Origin of the sequence: Devosia sp. LjRoot3 (genome assembly GCF_964252865.1) — a bacterium.
In the GTDB taxonomy this organism is placed as follows: Bacteria; Pseudomonadota; Alphaproteobacteria; order Rhizobiales; family Devosiaceae; genus Devosia.
The window spans coordinates 751,538-768,608 of record NZ_CAXUPK020000003.1 but is presented as its reverse complement, the minus strand read 5'-3'; the positions used below and the strand labels follow the sequence as shown (position 1 = coordinate 768,608).

8 protein-coding genes and 1 pseudogene are annotated in these 17,071 nt (G+C 59.1%); 2 read left to right on the top strand and 7 right to left on the bottom strand.

Annotated elements, in window-relative coordinates:
* On the bottom strand, positions 1-4,526 hold a 4,526-nt coding region (locus ACSQ2A_RS14580), incomplete at its 3' end, for a hypothetical protein (RefSeq protein WP_436072822.1).
* A gap of 1,453 nt (positions 4,527-5,979) precedes the next feature.
* Positions 5,980-6,129, bottom strand: a pseudogene (locus ACSQ2A_RS14575) (VapC toxin family PIN domain ribonuclease); the annotation flags it as partial.
* Between the two features lie 1,080 nt (positions 6,130-7,209).
* Between ACSQ2A_RS14575 and ACSQ2A_RS14570 the strand changes: the two are divergent.
* A complete protein-coding gene (locus ACSQ2A_RS14570) occupies positions 7,210-7,743 on the top strand; it encodes a hypothetical protein (protein ID WP_436072821.1) in 534 nt (177 codons plus the stop codon).
* A 299-nt stretch (positions 7,744-8,042) separates the two neighbouring features.
* Here ACSQ2A_RS14570 and ACSQ2A_RS14565 read toward each other — a convergent pair whose 3' ends face one another.
* From ACSQ2A_RS14565 to ACSQ2A_RS14545, 5 genes are all read right to left on the bottom strand, one after another.
* A complete protein-coding gene (locus ACSQ2A_RS14565) occupies positions 8,043-8,288 on the bottom strand; it encodes a hypothetical protein (RefSeq protein ID WP_436072820.1) in 246 nt (81 codons plus the stop codon).
* Between the two features lie 636 nt (positions 8,289-8,924).
* Positions 8,925-10,127, bottom strand: a complete 1,203-nt coding sequence (locus tag ACSQ2A_RS14560; RefSeq protein ID WP_436072819.1) for a hypothetical protein — start codon at positions 10,125-10,127, stop codon at positions 8,925-8,927.
* Positions 10,128-11,840: 1,713 nt separating this feature from the next.
* Complete coding sequence (locus ACSQ2A_RS14555; protein ID WP_436072818.1) at positions 11,841-12,554, bottom strand: hypothetical protein; 714 nt, start codon at positions 12,552-12,554, stop codon at positions 11,841-11,843.
* 278 nt (positions 12,555-12,832) lie between these two features.
* Entirely contained in the window at positions 12,833-13,861 is a 1,029-nt protein-coding gene (locus ACSQ2A_RS14550; RefSeq protein WP_436072817.1) for a helix-turn-helix domain-containing protein, read from the bottom strand.
* Positions 13,862-14,117: 256 nt separating this feature from the next.
* Positions 14,118-15,095 carry a helix-turn-helix domain-containing protein gene (locus tag ACSQ2A_RS14545; protein ID WP_436072816.1) on the bottom strand — a complete coding sequence of 326 codons (978 nt, stop codon included), beginning with the start codon at positions 15,093-15,095 and terminating at the stop codon, positions 14,118-14,120.
* Positions 15,096-15,423: 328 nt separating this feature from the next.
* Here ACSQ2A_RS14545 and ACSQ2A_RS14540 point away from each other — a divergent pair, with 328 nt between their 5' ends.
* On the top strand, positions 15,424-17,061 hold the full coding sequence (locus tag ACSQ2A_RS14540) for an amidohydrolase family protein (RefSeq protein WP_436072815.1): 1,638 nt from the start codon (positions 15,424-15,426) through the stop codon (positions 17,059-17,061).
* Positions 17,062-17,071: the final 10 nt, after the last annotated feature.

Genomic DNA, 17,071 nt, shown 5'->3' with positions numbered 1-17,071 from the left:
GTTATCTGACCAAAGCCTCCCTGTCCGTTGGCCAAAGCGGTGTAGACGATGCTATCGCCAAAGGCCACGATGTCTGCTTTCCCATCGCCATTGATGTCTGCCAGATGCCTTGGGAAACGGTCGTTACTTATCCATCCTCCCGAATTTGGGCCAAATGCGCGGAATACTGTCGTGCTGAAGGTGTCGGCTACGTCCGAAATCGTCAAAGAGATTGACTTGGTGACGCTCAGGCCACCGTCCTTCGCGGATATTATCAGGCCAATGGTCGGGCTCGTCTCATAATCGACGACCTGACCTGCCTTCAAATACAGTTTTCCATCGGCGACTTCGAATCGGTTGTCCGACACTGTCAAAACGTTGTTGCGGAACTGGCTGGCGATGTCGGGGTCAACGACCGTGAGATCGGCGATTCTGGTTCGCGTGATGGTGTTCTCGGCCAGCGTAATCTGGTTGGTGACCAGAATATCTGTCGGAGCTTCATTCACGTCGCCCACGGCGATTTGAACGGCCTTTGTGACTGAATTGCCGGGGCCAGTCGACAAGGTCAGGTTGATGGTCTGTTCGGCCTCGTAGTTGATGGTCTGGCCGGCGAGAAGATAGAGGGCGCCAGCGTCGAAGACGAAGCGGTGATCGGACACGAGGACAGTATTGTTTCGGTACTGCGGGTCGGTGTCCGGATCAACCACCAGGACGTCGGCGATCTTGGTGCGGATCGACGTGTTTTCCGCCAGTGAAGCGAGCTGATTGCTGACGGTGATCGCGGTCGGCGGCTGATCCGCGGATGTCGTGACTGCGACTAAGTGCGCCTTGCTATAGGTCAGGGCGCCATCCGTTGCCGTCAACGTCAATGCGATCGCTGGTTCTGATGTGGAGTTCAGCGACTGGCCGGCCTTGAGGTAGAGGGCGTTCCCGTCGATTTCAAAGCGGTTGTCCGATACGGCCAGCACATTATTTCGGAAATTTGCCGGACTATCCGGATCGATGACCGTCAGGTCCGCGACCTTTGTGCGTAGGGTGGTGTTGTCGGCCAGAGATATCTGATTTGCGGCCTGAATGTCGGTGGGTGCCTCGTTAACGTCGCCAACGTTGAGGACCAGCGTTGTGGACACGGTACTCCCTGCGGGCCCAGTTGTCAGGCCGATCGAGATGGTCTGCTCGGTTTCGTAATTTACCGTCTGTCCTGCCTTCAGATAGAGGCCGCCATCTGTCTGATCGAAAAAGAAGCGGTCATCGGAGACGGTAACAGGATTGACGCGCAGCAGCGGATCAATGTCGGCGTCAGTGATCGCAACGCTGGCGACCTTGGTAAGTGTCGCCGTATTCTCGGCCAGCGGAATCGCTCCCGAGGTCGCGATCGCGGTCGGCGCCTGGTTCACCAGCTTGATCTCGACGGCATGGCTGCCGATCGTCGGGAGCTTTAAAGTGAGCTGATCGCCAACCTGGCTGACTATGGTGGCGCCGCTGACCGTATAGGGATTTCCCTGAAAGTCCTTCAGCGCAACGGTGATCTGGCCTTCGCCCTTGATCGTGAATGCAAGGCTCGAGCCATCGCCGGTGAGCGAGACCAATTGCATGCGGGAATCGAGCTTGGTGATGTGCGTGACATCATCAACCGACGTGCCGAGCTGTATCTGGAGTTCGCCGCCATCGGCATCAAGGAAGACACTGTCATCGTCATAGGCGTACCAGCCAGCGACGGCCTTGATCTTCTTGGTGCCGAGGTCGTCAAGATCGAGGGCAAATGTGCCAACCTGGGTGCCGAGAACGGGCGTTGCCTTGGCGGTGATCGTGTCGCCAGAGACGCTAAAGCTGAAGCTCGCCTGCTCGAATGCCTTGATGCGCGCGGCGAGGTCCGCAAGCGTCACGAACTCCGCGCCGGCGGCAAATGCCGACTCGATGAAATGCGTGAACATCTCAAGCTTAAAGTCTGACGGATTCCCGGTATCGATGATCCACTCGGTCGGGCCGTAATCGTGCCACGGCCAGATTGCGATAGGCATGTCGGAATTGGCCGTGATGGAGTTCCATTCGGCCGTCCATGCCGCCTTCGCCTGCTCTACGGTCAGGTTCTGCCAGCCCAGCAAGGTGAAGTCGAAGGACATGTTCGGCGCGAGATAGACCTTGCTGTCCTCGCTGGCAGAGAGGTAACCGAACGCTCCCGGATAGCCCGCGCCAACGAGGGACGCACCACCCGAGAGATAGTCGTAATATTGGATTATTTCCCGGGCGGTATTGAGGGATTCCGGCATTCCCGGCACAGCCGCGCCCGTCAGGGTGATGCCAAGCTGAGCTTCGATGATCTCTTTTGAGAGCTCGAACTGGAACTGGAACGTCGTTGTGAGTATGGCCCGTTGCAGGGCGGTCAACGCTCCGGTGGAATTGAGGGCAGAGGTCAATTCCGCATTATATTGCGCGACGGTGAGGCTTTCCAAGGCCGCGTCGACCGAGTGATCGACTTCTGGATCGGCCTTATAGTTTGTCACAAACGCCAGGAGCTTTGCGTCTGTATCGATGAGGCCGGTCAGGAAATTCGTGTCATGCGGATGGGTATAGGAGTGCGAACCGATCTCATTACCCATGGCCAGCAACTGGTCATAATAGGGTTTTGAGATCAGCCAGTTGGTTTCCTGGTCCGGAGGATTGAATCCGAGATTGACGTAATAGGACCCGACGAAATTGTAGTCTGACTTCCAGGCCTGCAGGATCGGCATCAGGACGTCGTAAATCCCCACGCCGCCATTGTCGAAACCATCGACATCGGCCGCTTCCTGGCTTTGGTCCATATCGTTGCGCGATGCGACGATCGAAGAGTTGCGGCTCATGTTCAGCGAAACGCTGACGGTCGTATCTGAATTGGTGACCCAGTCGAGAGCCTTGCCAAGCAGGTTGCTGTCGGCGAGGAAGCTCTCGGTCGCGAAGATGACATTGCGGGCGCCGGTTTCGGTACCGATGACCGCCGCTTGCGTCACCGTGGCGCCGCCGGAAGTTGTGACGGTCTGGGTGGCGATCGTCGTCGTCGGAGCATAGTTCGAATTGACCGCTGCGAAATAAGATGTGGCTGGCGTACTGACGGTGCCATCGGAATAGGTGACCACATCATATTGGTGGATGGTGGAGTTGGCGGCATAGCCTTCGGTCACGGGGTGTCCGGATGCGGTGGTTGCGACCGTGATGGCGCCGCTATCCCCGCCCGTCCGATGTACGCCGAACAGCAGGTCCATTCGCTCGTATGAATTGCCGGGCAGCGCGTTGCCGTCCTTGTCATTGGTCATGAAATTGCCGCCGGCAATCAGCGAAACATCGTAATCATAGATCAGCCGCGTCAGGGTCTCGGTGATGGCGGCATAGTTGTCAGGGACATTGCGGAACGAGGGAAAGACCAGAGCATCATACTGGCTGAGCGTTCCCAGATCGGTCAGGTCGGCTTCGGAGATGACATCGAAGGGAATGCCGGCAGCCATGGCCTGACTTTGCGCAGCCATGAAGAGCTGGGAATAGGCCATGGTGCTGAAGAATTTGGCCGCCGTGGATTCGGAATAGACGATGGCAATCTTCATGAGCGGCGCATCGGCATGCTGGCTTGCCGAGGTGTCGACAAGAACGAGCGGCTTATTGTTGGCATAGACGCCGGGAATATAGTGCTGGTCATTGACGTCGGCGAAAATATCGAGGCGAGCAGCGTTGCCGACGAGGTTTTTGGGCAGCGAGATCTCGATGGTTTTCTGATCCTGGCCCAGCATCGCGTTCAGCGTTGCGACCAATGTCTCAGCGCCTCCCGAGTTCACCGAATAGAGACGCGCGATGCCCCCGGCATCCACATTGATCTTGTAGTCCGATCCCGTGGGCGATCCGAACACATTGTGGCCCGTGGCCGAATTCTGGTCGGTGTTAAGCCAGAATGTCGTGTTGTTCCCGATGGCATGGTCGCTTTTGAGAGCCAGTTCATATGTCGTTGCCGTGGCCTTGCCATAGACTTCGAAACCGGACTGGTGGTTTTGCGTGGTTTCGAGCCGGTCGGCGCGTGTCCATTCGGTCAAAGCGCCATCGAGCGGATTGGTTGCGGGGTCGTAGATGGTAAAGCCGCCCGCCGCATAGTCTGAGGTCAGATGGGTCGCATCGTTGATGTCACCGGTAAAGGTGATCGCACCGACAGACCCGCCGAGGAGGGCAGGGGTGAGTTCGAATTCGAGAATGGTTCTGTCTGCGCTTGTCGCGGAGGTGACATCTCCGATCAGCGCCGATGTGGTCGCATCGTAAAGCTTGAGTGTGCCGGTGCTGCCGATGGCAATATAGTATTCAGCCCCAACTGTGCTGCCGAAGACCTGATAGCCGGTGCCGGTGCTTCGATCGGTATTGAGCCAGAGCGTGGTATTCTCTTCGATGGCAATGGGCGACTTGATGGCGAACAGGAATTTGCCATCCTCGAAACGCCCGTAGATCTCGTGGCCTGTGGGAACCGCATTGCTCTTTTCGAGGCGATCCGCCCCGGTCCAGTCCGACAGGTTCCCGTCCAGCCCGATTGTCATCGTCTTCGTCCCCAGATTCGGGCAGCGCGTCGGGGGCAGCGTGCCTTGGACCAAAGGGGCGAGAATGTCAGTTCGAGCCAATGGACCGCATCAGCCCGGACGGGTCTGCCTGCATTGTCATGAAAACGTTGTCGCGTGCATCGAGCGGTGGGGCATTGATACTCGTCAACGCGTTGCAGCTTCAGGAAAGATTTCTGCTGTGCGAGGGCAGGGGGCAAACGAACAATTCGCAGCACCGGTACTTCTGATGAGTGGCATCCATCGTCCGCTGCTTATGTGTAGGCCATTGCAGTTAGTCACACGTCACACAGCAAAAAGCCGCCTGTCATGATCTCTGTTGGATCACGCGGCGGCTTTGGAGGTGAGCATCCAGCCACTCGGTTGGGCGTCAACAACCGGGCCAGATGCTCGGGTCTATGAACTGCTATCGGCGGGCTTGGTTCCAAGGAAAGGAAAAGGCTTCGACCGCCCTCACCGTCGAAGCCTTTCCGCTCGCCCGAAGCACGGCACCACGACCATGCCCTGGGACAAGCTTTTAGAAATCTAGCACGAAAAAAGCCCCGGACCAGCCGGGGCTCAAGTAGGAACAGACCAGTGCCCGCGGGGATATGCGCAAAGGGCACTGTCATCGCCTAATGCGGTCGAGACGATGAAGGTTCCACCTCTTCCCATAGCGGACGGTAGAGCTTGACCAGGTGGGTTTGGCTGCTATCACACCAATGGACCTGGCAGAATAGTCGGGTGGGATTTTAAACGCCCTGGCCCCCCTTTATGCCCAATTCCAGCAACGCCGCCTCTTCGGGTGAGCGGGCATCAACGACGTGCTCTGGTTCAACAGTACCTGAGCGCAAATCTACGACGCGATACTGAGCCATGACTGTCCCTCCCAGCAAAGCGCTATCCGCTCTCGATATTCCCCTCTCATTTAATTTTGCAAATCGGAGGCCGATTTGGCCCTTAAGGCTGCGTTCTTCGACGCCGTGCGCTCGAGGCTGGCCGATGGCTCGCTCATCTTCGAGGTTCGCCCGAGCCGCTTTGCGCTCTTCAGGACACGTCCGGTCCTTGGGATGATCGATAATGCCTCATATCGATCGCACAACGGCCTCTATGCCGGGGAATGTGCGATAATGCATCATCTCGATCGCACAACGGCTTCTATGCCGGGGAATGAGCGATAACGCCTCATCTCGATCGCACAACGGCTTCTATGCCGGGGAATGAGCGATAACGCCTCACATTGATCGCAGAACGGCCTCTAGGCCGGGGGATGAGCGATAGTAGCTCATCTCGATCGCACAACTTCGCCGGTGATGTGCGACATCACCTCAAGGCCCAGATCGACCCGATGGCGCGGCGTTCTGATGTCTTGAATTCGTGCGCGAGGTTGGTCTGGGTCGACTGAGCTTTGGTGCCGGATTCCACTCCAGCGGGGCAGGGACGCCTTGGCAGATGGCTACACCCAATCTTCGACCCGCAGACCTGGCACGCGCACAAACTCGCCTAGATTGTTCGTCACCAGAATCAAGCCTTTCGACCGGGCGTGCCCGGAAATCATCTGGTCATAGGGGGCCATAGGTGTTCCGGCCTTGGCCAATTCTGGACGGGCAGGGTGATCGGATCTTGTCCCCGTTTCGAATGTGCCTGCCCTTCGCCAGGGTAGGCCTCAAAACAGAAATCGACTGCAACAACAGATTTCTAGAACTCGAAAACGCTTTGATCGAAAGTGGAAACGATATGATAGAACAATGTGACACTTCTTTACGACCTGCGGATGACCTGCGCGCAGGTCGCCAGGAGATCGTGCGCAGGTCGCCGCGAAACGCGATCTTACGCGCGGGATCGGCGCGAGGCGATGCCGTCGGTGTCGGGGGAGAAGAGGCGTCGAGCACAACCGGTTTTGACTGACAGTTAGCATAGCCGATAAGTTATGGGCATGCGCCTATGAACACGACTGGGTCCATGAGTTCCGAGGGGCCGTTTCGAGGGCGAAGTCGCCACCGTTGTGCATTGCCTTCGGCACGGGTCAATGGTCGAGAAGGTTCAACTGGTGAAGAATGCCGTGCGGCCGGCATGAGCGTTTCCTTTGCAAGAAGACCTTGGAAGCCGAGACTATCGAGAAAGCCTCTGATCTCGCCGGTCCAAAAGGATCTCTCCCTTGCTGTTGGCGGAGCGATCTCGCCTGAGCGGAGCGCGCCAGTGAGGCCAAGGGGCCCCGATCGAAAGGCGGACGATATAGCCCGACTTGCTGAACTGCGTCCCACTATCGATCAACGGTCCACTTATGGCTATCGCCGCGTGACGCCATTGCGTAACCGGCAGCGGGGCAAACCGGGCACGCCGGCGCCCTGGGCAAGCGGGTTCTCGGGCTCATACCGCAGAACGGCTACTCTTCAAAAGCATTCAACTCTGCAGGCCCCGCCGCACCGCACCCTCGACGGATCATCGTTGCAAGGCGCTCCAATATCGGCTGGTGCTCCCAACATCTGAAGATTCATGCCCGCATTGGCGAGCCGGGGTGCTTCGTTTTCGTCATCAAGGCCTCCGCCCCAAGAGATCGTCCCTGGCTCACGCTAACATTGCTCCACGCGCTCGTCATCGCTAGTGCTAGCATGGGGGCAAGCCAACTCTGGGCAAGTTCGATTTCTCAAGGTTCCTCGGCTCTTCATGGCGGGAGACAGTGCGAATGCATTATTTGGTCGAGAACAGCGAAGTGCTGCAGGCTTTGAGCAGCGTCATGCTCATCCTCGGATTTCCCTTCGCCATTTTCGTTTTCGTGCTGGACCGCAGGAAGGCGCGGCAAAACGAAATATCCGAGATATATATCAATCTGGGTGACTCGTATTTCGACTTCGTGCGCATGACCCTTTCTGCGCCAGATCCGAATGTGTGGGAAAAACACGACAATATCAGTCTTACAAGTCGCGATATTGGCCAGAAATGGGCGCTGTTCGAGGCGCTCGTGTCTTTGTTCGAGCGGGCCTATATTTTTAGCTACGATGCTGGAAAAACAGGCGAGGGCGCCCGCAACTGGCGGCCATGGGAAACCACGATGCGCGAATGGTGCGCACGGGACGACTTTTCCGAATGGCTGCCAGATCTGGTTGCCGACGAAGACCCCGATTTCGCCCAGTATATGCTCGCCCTGTGCAGGGCGGCGCGCGAAACACCGCGGCGCACGGCCCATATTATTGCCAAGGCCCATAATAATGTCGACTGAACGACCAGGTTGGACAGAAGAAGATGCCGATCGGCTGGGTCTTTGCGGACGGGCCCCGGCCGCGCTGCAATTGACGGCGGGGGTGCCGCAGGCCTAGCATCTTGGCCAACGGATTTGACGGTCCGGTGACGCGCTCCGGACCAAACTTCACTTGGAGGATGTGCATGTCGATTTCGAGCCGCGCAGAACAGTCTCTGCTCAGCCACGATGAGCATGAGGTGGTCAAGACCACCCATCATCCTGCCATTTTGGGCATGACTCCGGACGAACTCCGTGCACAGCGCCCTCGGCTTCGGGGTTTATTCGAGAAGGAGAGAACGCTTGCCTGGCAAAAGCGCCGCGAAATGCGCGGTAAGGCTGAGCCACGCGGTGGCAGCTTTCCGGGCACGGCCGAGCGGTCGCTCAAGCGCAAGCAGGTGTTTGCCAGTGCGCTGCAGCGCATCAACAAGGAAATCAGCCGCGTTGATCGTCTTGCCGCCCGTTCGGCAACCGCCGCGGGTGCGTATCGCGCCCTTGCTTTGCGGAAAGCTGGCGAGGTCGTTCATCACCCTGCTCCCGGCCATTCTCCGCGCTCGGGAATGAAACCGAAGGCCAATACACGCGGCGGCACAAAGGTGAACCCCGCCAAGGTGGGTCGCGTTTCCCAAGCCACAAAGAATGCTCAGACCGCCCGCGACAAGCGGGCTTGATACGGCTGGCCGGTAAAAGGAGCAATGCAGCCGGGCATGAGCGTTTCCTTTGGGGGCACCAGGCTCTCACTTCCCCTCTCAGCCCTTTAGTTCAGGGCGCCCCATGCTCGAGAGCGGCCATGCAGCCGTTCAGGCGATAACGATACGCCTCCCAGGTCCGCGAGCTGGAAAAGCGGGCGCATGACCTTGAGCCCATGCTGGGCGAGAAGACCTTGGAAGCCGAGCGTCTCAAGAAATCCCTGATCTCGCCCGGCCCCAAAAGGACCTCTCGAGGTCCAACCTGATCGGAGCACGCCAGTAAGCCAAGCGGCCCTTGTCGTAAGACGGACGATATGGCGCTACTGAACTGCGTCCCATCATCGACTGCGGCCCACAATGGTTATCGCCGCGTTTCGGTATTGCTCAACTGGCAGCCGTGCTCACCACGCGAGATCCTGAGCCTTGGTGCGTGAGCCCAAGCCTCGACCGTGCGGCGAAACGGGGTCCAAGGCATTATCGTTTGCGAGGGGCGCCTTTTCGATTGTCAGGCTCGCCCCTCGGTCTTCGTAACGTGGCTGCCTCAAGGCGGTCTGCACTGGCTTTGACTTCGTCGGCCTTTCGCTCGAATGTCGCGCGCGCATCGATGCCGCTCGTGGGCGCGGGGGGCTTTTTTTCCGGCATCGGGAAATCCTCAAAGACAAAGTCGGGCTGCCCGATAGTTGTGCGGGAATCATCCTCGGGTAGCGGGATGACCGGTTCTGCTGGTGCGGGACTGCCAGGATCGGGCCGCGTCTGACGAATGCGCGGGAACATTGGTGTTGTCCGATCTTGCGGCTCTTGGGGCATGACGGGGCTTGCAACCGCTACCTCGCTCCATCCGTGTCGACCCGCGGCGTAATGCCCTGCGCTTTTCAGCTGCAAATGACCGGCCATGGTCGCGATTTCGTGTGCCGAGAAACCGTGGGATTTCCAGCTCGCGAGCGCGACATGACGAAAAGAGTAGAGACTTAGCCGGCGGCCAGTCGCGGTATAGCTGGCCCGAGCGAGTGCTTCGGCAACACGGTTACGCCAGGATTGGAAGCGCTCCTCCGCATCCGATCCGGGCGACCCCTTCGTTCCCTCTTGTGCGAGAACGCAAAGCCATTTGAGGGCTTCTATAAATGTCGGCGCGAAACGGTTCAGTCGTAGTTCACGGTAGGACTTTCCGTCGCGACGCTTGGCGGTCCTGATCCTGAGTATCTGTTCGCTCACGGAGGCGTCGAGCAATTCGATGGGGCGGATGCCGATCCTCGGTGCAACAAGCACATAGAGGCCCGCAGCCATGGCACTTCTGCCCTTGCGCTTCATAACAAGGCGTTTGAGATGCTGGAACGTTGCCTCCGCCTCCGCGCGACTGGCGTCGGTCACTTTGTTGCTGGCTGTCTGGGGAGGCTGGGGCTTGCCCGCGCGCCCAGCGAGCCCGACGCAAAGGCGCTCGAAATCGGATCCGATACTGACCGAGCCTGCAATAACGAGAGCCCTATAATAGCTCGGCTTGTAGCGGCGCAGCGTCGAGTGTTCGATTATTGGAGACCAGCCAGCCTCTTCGATCAGAGCTTCGACGTGAGGCAAGTGAGGGAAAAGCTTGATGGCGCGGCGGAGGAGACGTTCACCTTCGCGCTGATACTGCCCCTCGCTCCTGGCGGCCTTGTTGAGCTTTGAGGGTCTAGAGAGCATGAGCGGTGGAATGAGGTGGTGACGGATTTGCCATAGTCAATGCCAACGGCAGCTTACTGGCTGGCCGAGGGGAGGGGCAAGAGTGCCTGATTTTTGTCAGGCTGCCAACGCTTTGAAGGTTCAAACAACAGCCGCACCACAGCCTTTGTAGGGGATTGGAGGCATCGCTTGGAGGGCACGAGATGAGCTAATAACACCCAGCTCCCGCGCCTGCAGCGTGCGTTGCCCAGTAGTCGGGCCCTTTGCCCCTCCTCGGCAAGTTCTTTCTTTGCAGGGTCGCCTGAGACAGGTCGCACTTATTGGCATCGCACGTTCGGTCAAGACCGTTAGGTCCTGGTTTCTGTGGTGCGGACGGTTCAACTTTAGGTGGGCCAACAGCCTATTCGCGCAGAGGATATCGAGACGCTGGCGGCCTTGGTGCAATTTTCGGGCGAGCCGTTCTTGGTGGCGCGGTGGCGTATGGCGTCTTCGCCTCCATCTTCATTGCCTTGGGGTCGCCGTGCGCTGCGGCACACGGCTCGGGAGCCGTGGACACGTGCGGAAGCGGGGGATGTTGGCCGGCTTTCCACACGCAGGCAGTGCCGATCTCCGTCTAAAGGCAGCCGGGCCTCCACTGCGCGTGGCGAGCTGGGTGCATGTCGCCTCATTGGTTCGGCATCGCCGACCTCGGGCTAGAGGGCCAGCATCGAAGCATCGCTCATTATCGACGATGTCTCACCTGGCTATGGTGAAGAGGTGGACGACACAGGCTCGGATATCGATCAAGGTTCGGAAAGGGACGAAGCAGGATGTTTCTATCCAGACGACCGCGAGGACATGGGTGATCCACGAGAGGCCCAAGGTCGCAGGTGATTGACGGTTTCCATAGTGCCTCCACTCAATTGAGGCGCCATTGCCCTGGCCCATCACCGTTCAAATCGCGGGCGGCCCAAAAATCGGCACAAAACTGGGAGCCAACCCTCAAAAAATCTGCGGATGACCCGCCGGGAGATCGCAGGAGGGTCACTGGAGGATCATGAGAAGGTCATGGGCTTTTGTCACATCGTTCTAGTTTTGCGTTATTGAATGCTCCCTCTGCGTTATCAGACCCAAGAGTTGCGTTATCCAATTTGAGATTTGCGATATTGGTCGTCTCGGGCGGCTTCCCAGGTCAAATCTGCTCATGTTTTCTGAGCGAGGCCAAAACCGAATGGAGAGCGGGAAGGCCTGACTTTCCGGTCTTTTTGACCGAATTCAACCATTTCATGCGTGACGAAAGTGAAGCAAAAAACCGAAAATTTGGCGACACACCCATGCAGTTCCTCCCAGAAAACTGGCATGCCGCCGCCTCACTACCGTGGACTAACAGGCGAAGGTTGCGGATTTCTCATCAGTTCGGCGTCGTGTTTGTCTCATTGACCGCCTGGCGACCGGTGCTCATTCAAGCTTTTCAAGCACAATGTGGGGTCGTGAAAAGTGTCGCCGCTTTCCCACAGATCCTGATGTCCACTCGCAAAATTCGTGGACTAACATTGGCGCTGACATGGACGAATGAACGACGGTCTTGTCTTGCGACAGATTCTCCCAGGCCAGGCATGAGGAAGGCCCTGTTCCGAGCGAACCACTGAACATAGTCGTGAGAAGACCTTGGGTAACGCGGGACGTATCTTCCGTCAGTGGAAGACTGGGCGTTCGAAATCAGCGTCTGGTCGTCATTGGGTGATGTTTCGGAGATTAGGGCAACAACATTTGCCGTAGGGGTGAGGGCGCCGTGGCCAAAACCTCTGTCAATCTGGCTGGACGGTCCACCGCGTTCATGAATTCCCCCGTACGAGTCGCGAGCTGATAGCGCCCCTGCGGGGTTAAGAGGACTAGCAACGCACCCTGCGAACTGTAGGCGTCAAAAGCTTGCGGACCCCGCGAGGACGTGCACCAGCGCGTCCCGCGGCCCCACCAGCGTGCGGCCTCGGCAGTGTTTAGCCTGACGAGGCGCCACGGGTCTTTGTCAAAAAGAATGGTGCTGCCTGCATGGGCCGTCGCCCGCTCGGAGGCGCGCGCCGCACGCACGTCCTGCGACTTCAGGAAGGTCTGTGCCTCCAGCAATTCTTCGACATTGGCGTAGAGGTTGATGTCGCGGTTGGCAGGCAAGAGGTTGGGGCGGATGGAGTCAAACTGCTTGAGGGCCAAGCGAAGCGCGTCGAGGTTCTCTATCGAGGCCATAGTTCTAAGACCCGCTATTGACCACATTCTCCTGCGCCAACGCCCCAGCCAGGCCGCATAACGCCCGGTTCTAGTCGGGTCGCATGTCAGAACCAGTTCGAACATGTTCTGTTCGATCCTGACAGAGCTCATCTGGTCGAGCCGCTCCGTGCGCGCGCGGTGCCAGGCTGCATGAAGGTGGGTATTGATGACAGAATCAATGCGCTTGAGATGAGATGTGCGGGCCATGTCAGAGAGCCTGGCGTGACGGGCCAATTGAGCCAACTGCTCATACTTGGGGATCCCCCGTATTTGAGGCTTCCTCGAAAGGCGACAGATCATAGCTCGATCGAAGAAGCGCAACGATCGCCAAAGCAAGGTGTTCGCATTGACCTTTGGGGCGAGGAGAACTCGGGCGCTGCTCAGGCTACGCCCGGCGGAGGTGTCAGCATTTGATGACCTGGCGCGTGTTTCGGCTTTGCAAAGACCCGGCGTCATCCACTTTGACGACGAATGCGCTGAGAAGACTAGTAGTTGCTGAGTAGCAGATCTCGCAGGGTCGCTGCGTCGTTTGATCGTTCCGCCACGACACTGCGCGTGCCATAGGCGCGTGCGTCGCTAGGGGAAACGCCGAACTCCTTTTTGAACATCCGGCTATATGCGGAGGGGTCCCAAAAGCCCCATTGCCCGGCAATGATGAAGATCGGCCGGTTGTCGGAGCCGTTCTCCAGCGCATCGCGCGTTTTTCGCAAGCGCTCACGACGGATGTATGCCGAAACGCCCCCGACTGGTTCAAAAATTCGGTACAGTCGCGAGCGCGAAACGCCAATCTCGCGGCAGATCAAGCTTGGTGTCAAAGCTGGATTTGCGAGGTGCTCCTCGATGATCCGACAAGCGCGACTCATGATTGTGATCTCGACCGGCCGCTGCGCTTCCACGGCATGATCCGGCGAAGGCACCAGGCATGCGGCAAGTAGATTGGTGGTCGCGACGTCGATTTGCGTCACGTCCGTACTTCTGAGGCTAGGAAGCGAACGAAACAGCAGAAGCATGTAGTCCGTCAGGAACTGCTTTGCTTCCTCTCGAAGTGCAATTCTAGATGGTTGAACAATTCGCAAGTTGCGGGGCATGCACAGGGCCAGGTGATCGCATTTTTCCGAGAATCCCCAAAACTGGTCGGCGAGAGAGAACAGGCTCAGTTTGCCCACCGTCTTGCCTCCCCGCTGCGGAGTGCGCGGCAGCGCCAGGTGCAAACACCAGCTGTCTATTGTCGGGTTTTTCAGGCTCCGCCATGCAAACGAGACTTCGGGTGCGCTCAGATAGGTTAAGGTCAGCCGTCCAAAACTCCACGCCATTTGACGCGCGGAAAATGACGGCAGCGCGTTCGGGGGTGGGCTTATTTCGACCAGGCCGGCATACCAGCTGCGGAACAGGTCAAACTGTTCGGCAGGGGGCGCAGGAGAGGTGTTCAACTCGATGGAGCACCGTAGCCGCTCGCCCTCATGAGATCTTTCAGCTGGAGGCGGTGCAGCGGGTGGTGCGAGATCGAACAACAAGACGGCTGTCCTCTGTTGGCAGGCCCAGCGATGCGCCACCGGGTGCGGGTGGTCGCATGCCGCTCGTCGCGAATCTCGCGGACGCACGCCTGGTAGCGAGCGGCGGCAACGAGGTTGCGTCAGCAGAATCCTTCACTCACCCGGAAATCTCTATCCACTTTCCGACATGAGTAGCGACGAGCGGGGCGCCTCGACGAAGGCTCGTGCCGGGCCAACGACGCGGGCCGTCTGCCATGTCGGCTCGCGTCAAGGTCGATCAGTCCAGCGATACTGTTGCCCAGATGCGCCGTCGCGTTTCACTGGGCGAACACCCGAAGAGCGCCGTATAGGCGCCAGCAAAACGGCCAAGGTGCCAGAACCCGAAGCTCATGGCGATTTCGGTGATCGAGAGACGATCGCCGTCGGTAAGGATGAGGCCATGGGCCGCTCGCAGCCGCCTTTGCCTCTCGTAGGAACGAGGGCTGAGCCCCAGGCGCTCCTGAAACGCGCGTTCGAGCATGCGTTCGCCAACGCCCAGCACTTCGCACACAGCGCTGATCGACACCGGAACCTGCGGTCTCGACTCGAATATGGCGAGGGTCGCGTCAACGATATCGCGTCGTTCGCCCGAACTGAGGACGCGAATTGACGGGTCTTCGGCGTTGGAGAGCAAGAGAGCGAGTGCGGCGCCGGCCTCGCTCGCGGCGACCGCCAGGCCGGCACTGAGGTCATAGCCGCGCCGGGCCGCAATCTCGGCATACCCGGCCGTTCGCAACAGCTTCTGCTGCAGGTCCAGTTCGGCAGTTGGAACGAAAGGCCGTGCATGTACGCCAGGCGTGAGCCAGTATCGATCATGCTGCTCGGACCGCCCGGTGCGCAGGGCCTCGAGCATCTGGCCCCGCAGGCCGATCCGCATGAGCCGATAACTTCCGGGCATTTCAAGCTTGAATTCGGTTCCCGGGCCGAGAATCCGCAATTGGGGAATGGGGCTTTGCTGCCCGTTGAAGGTGGTGCCTTCGCCCCAGAGGAACACCGCCGTCAGCGCATCGTCATTGATTGCGCCTGACATTGCGATGCCGCCCTTGTCCCGCAGGTCCAGGACAAATGCATCACCATGGGCAACAGTTGCCAGGCGCGATACGTGACTTTGCTTGCCGATCTGCCGGATATGGAACTCGGCATCTGGGTCGGTTTCGCGGGAGCGCGCCGCGATGGAGTTGTACTTGCGCGCGTACCAGTTCGGCGCTTCCCGCATTCATGGATCTCCCCAGTTGACGCCGTGTTGGAAGAGATTGGACAGGTCGGCCCCCGCGCAGGCTGCATCGTCGGTATGCGAGCTTACCCCAAATATCGCGCCCCGCAACTTGAGTGAGCGATGCGTATCGGCGCCAGGGAAGGGGCGGCCGATCGGGGCTCGTGCTTGCCGTTGGCGGCTGCGTGGAACGCGGATCGGCCGCAAGGCCATATCGGCAAGAAAGAGACCACACGACCAGAGATGGGACGTGAAGCACAGGGCGCCTCGGCCAAGCACTGGCATAGTTCGGTGCCGTGCTTGCACTTCTAGCGTTTGGAGGCCCTCGAAAATGTCCTTTAGTTCCCATCATCCATTCGCCGGAGCTGTTCATCGTACCGCCTCGTCGCTTCATGTCGTCGGGTGCTTGCTGCTGACGCTTGCTTGCTCCGCGACCACGTTGCCGGCCATGGCACAGGACGAAGGGCTCGTGCTTTACGAGAACGTCCGCATATTCGACGGCCTCGGCGATGCGCTCTCGCCCGCCAGCAATGTTCTGGTGCGCGGCAATGTCATCGACACGATCTCGGTCGACCCTATCGAGGCCGATGGCGCGGAAATCATCGATGGCGCCGGCCGCACGCTTATGCCGGGGCTCATTGATGCCCATTGGCACACGACGATGGTCGGCATTACGCCCGAAGAGGGCCTTGCCAACGATTTGGGCTATAGCACCATTATCGCCGTTAAGGAGGCCGAAGCGGCGCTGATGCGCGGCTTTACCACCGTGCGCGATATGGGTGGCGCGGCCTTCTCGCTGAAGCGCGCAATCGATGAGGGCCTGGTCGTTGGCCCGCGTATTTATCCCTCAGGCGCCATTATTACCGTCACGAGCGGTCACGGCGACTTCCGCGCATTGCACGAATTGCCGCGCGCGGTCGGTGATCTGACCCGTGTGGAAGAGCTGGGCATGGCAATGGTTGCCGACAGTCCCGACGAGGTGCGCATGCGGGCGCGCGAGCAGCTGATGCTTGGCGCCGTGCATATCAAGCTTACCGCAGGCGGTGGCGTTGCCTCGCCGCATAGCCCGCTCGATGTGTCTACCTTCACGTCTGAAGAACTGCGCGCCGCCGTCGAAGCCGCCGAGAACTGGGGCACCTATGTCGCCGTTCACGCCTATACGACTGAGGCGATGCAGCGCGCCATGGAGGCGGGGGTGAAAGTCATCGAACACGGTCACCTCATCGATGACGAGACAGCGAAGATGATGGCCGACAAAGGCGTCTGGCTCAGCACGCAGCCCTTCGATGAGAGCTTTGAGCAGGCCATCTCGCTGCCCGAGGCCAATATGCAGCGGCTGCGCGAGGTCATTACCGGCACGGACAGGCTGTATGGCTTCACCAAGCAATACGGCATCAAGACCGCCTTCGGCACCGACATTCTGTTCTCGTCGCAGATGGCGCAGACCCAGGGGCACATGCTGACGCTGTTGCAGCGCTGGTTCAGCCCGGCGGAAATCCTCAAGATGGCAACGGCTACCAATGGTGAGCTCCTCCAGCTTACAGGACCCCGCAATCCCTATCCGGGTACTATCGGCGTTATCGAGAAAGGCGCCTTCGCTGACCTGTTGCTTGTCGATGGCAATCCGCTTGAAAACATCAACCTCGTTGCCAATCCAGACAACTTCGTCGTCATCATGAAGGACGGTAACATCCACAAGAACACGATTGCCGCCTCCGGCGCATCGATCGGCGTGGGTAATCCCTATCCGGTCAGCAAGTATATGTGCGAGGACGGCACCCGCTTGGCGGTGCGTCTGATGGGCGAGAGCGCCTCTGTTTCCGTCAACGACGCGGCCGAGGTCATTCTGCCTTCCATGGGGGCGGACGGCACTACGTTTTCCAATGGCCCGCTGACGCTGACCATCGTCCAGGGGCGGCTTTCATGGGGTGTTGGCCGGGCTGTGCCGTCCGCTTGCTCCGATGCCTGACCGCCAGGCG

Excerpts from the sequence above, each read along its gene's own strand:
- ACSQ2A_RS14540 (WP_436072815.1), top strand. The coding sequence starts at position 15,424 with ATGTCCTTTAGTTCCCATCATCCATTCGCCGGAGCTGTTCATCGTACC.
- ACSQ2A_RS14565 (WP_436072820.1), bottom strand. The coding sequence starts at position 8,288 with ATGAACGACCTCGCCAGCTTTCCGCAAAGCAAGGGCGCGATACGCACC.
- ACSQ2A_RS14545 (WP_436072816.1), bottom strand. The coding sequence starts at position 15,095 with ATGCGGGAAGCGCCGAACTGGTACGCGCGCAAGTACAACTCCATCGCG.
- ACSQ2A_RS14560 (WP_436072819.1), bottom strand. The coding sequence starts at position 10,127 with ATGCTCTCTAGACCCTCAAAGCTCAACAAGGCCGCCAGGAGCGAGGGG.
- ACSQ2A_RS14555 (WP_436072818.1), bottom strand. The coding sequence starts at position 12,554 with ATGGCCCGCACATCTCATCTCAAGCGCATTGATTCTGTCATCAATACC.
- ACSQ2A_RS14570 (WP_436072821.1), top strand. The coding sequence starts at position 7,210 with ATGCATTATTTGGTCGAGAACAGCGAAGTGCTGCAGGCTTTGAGCAGC.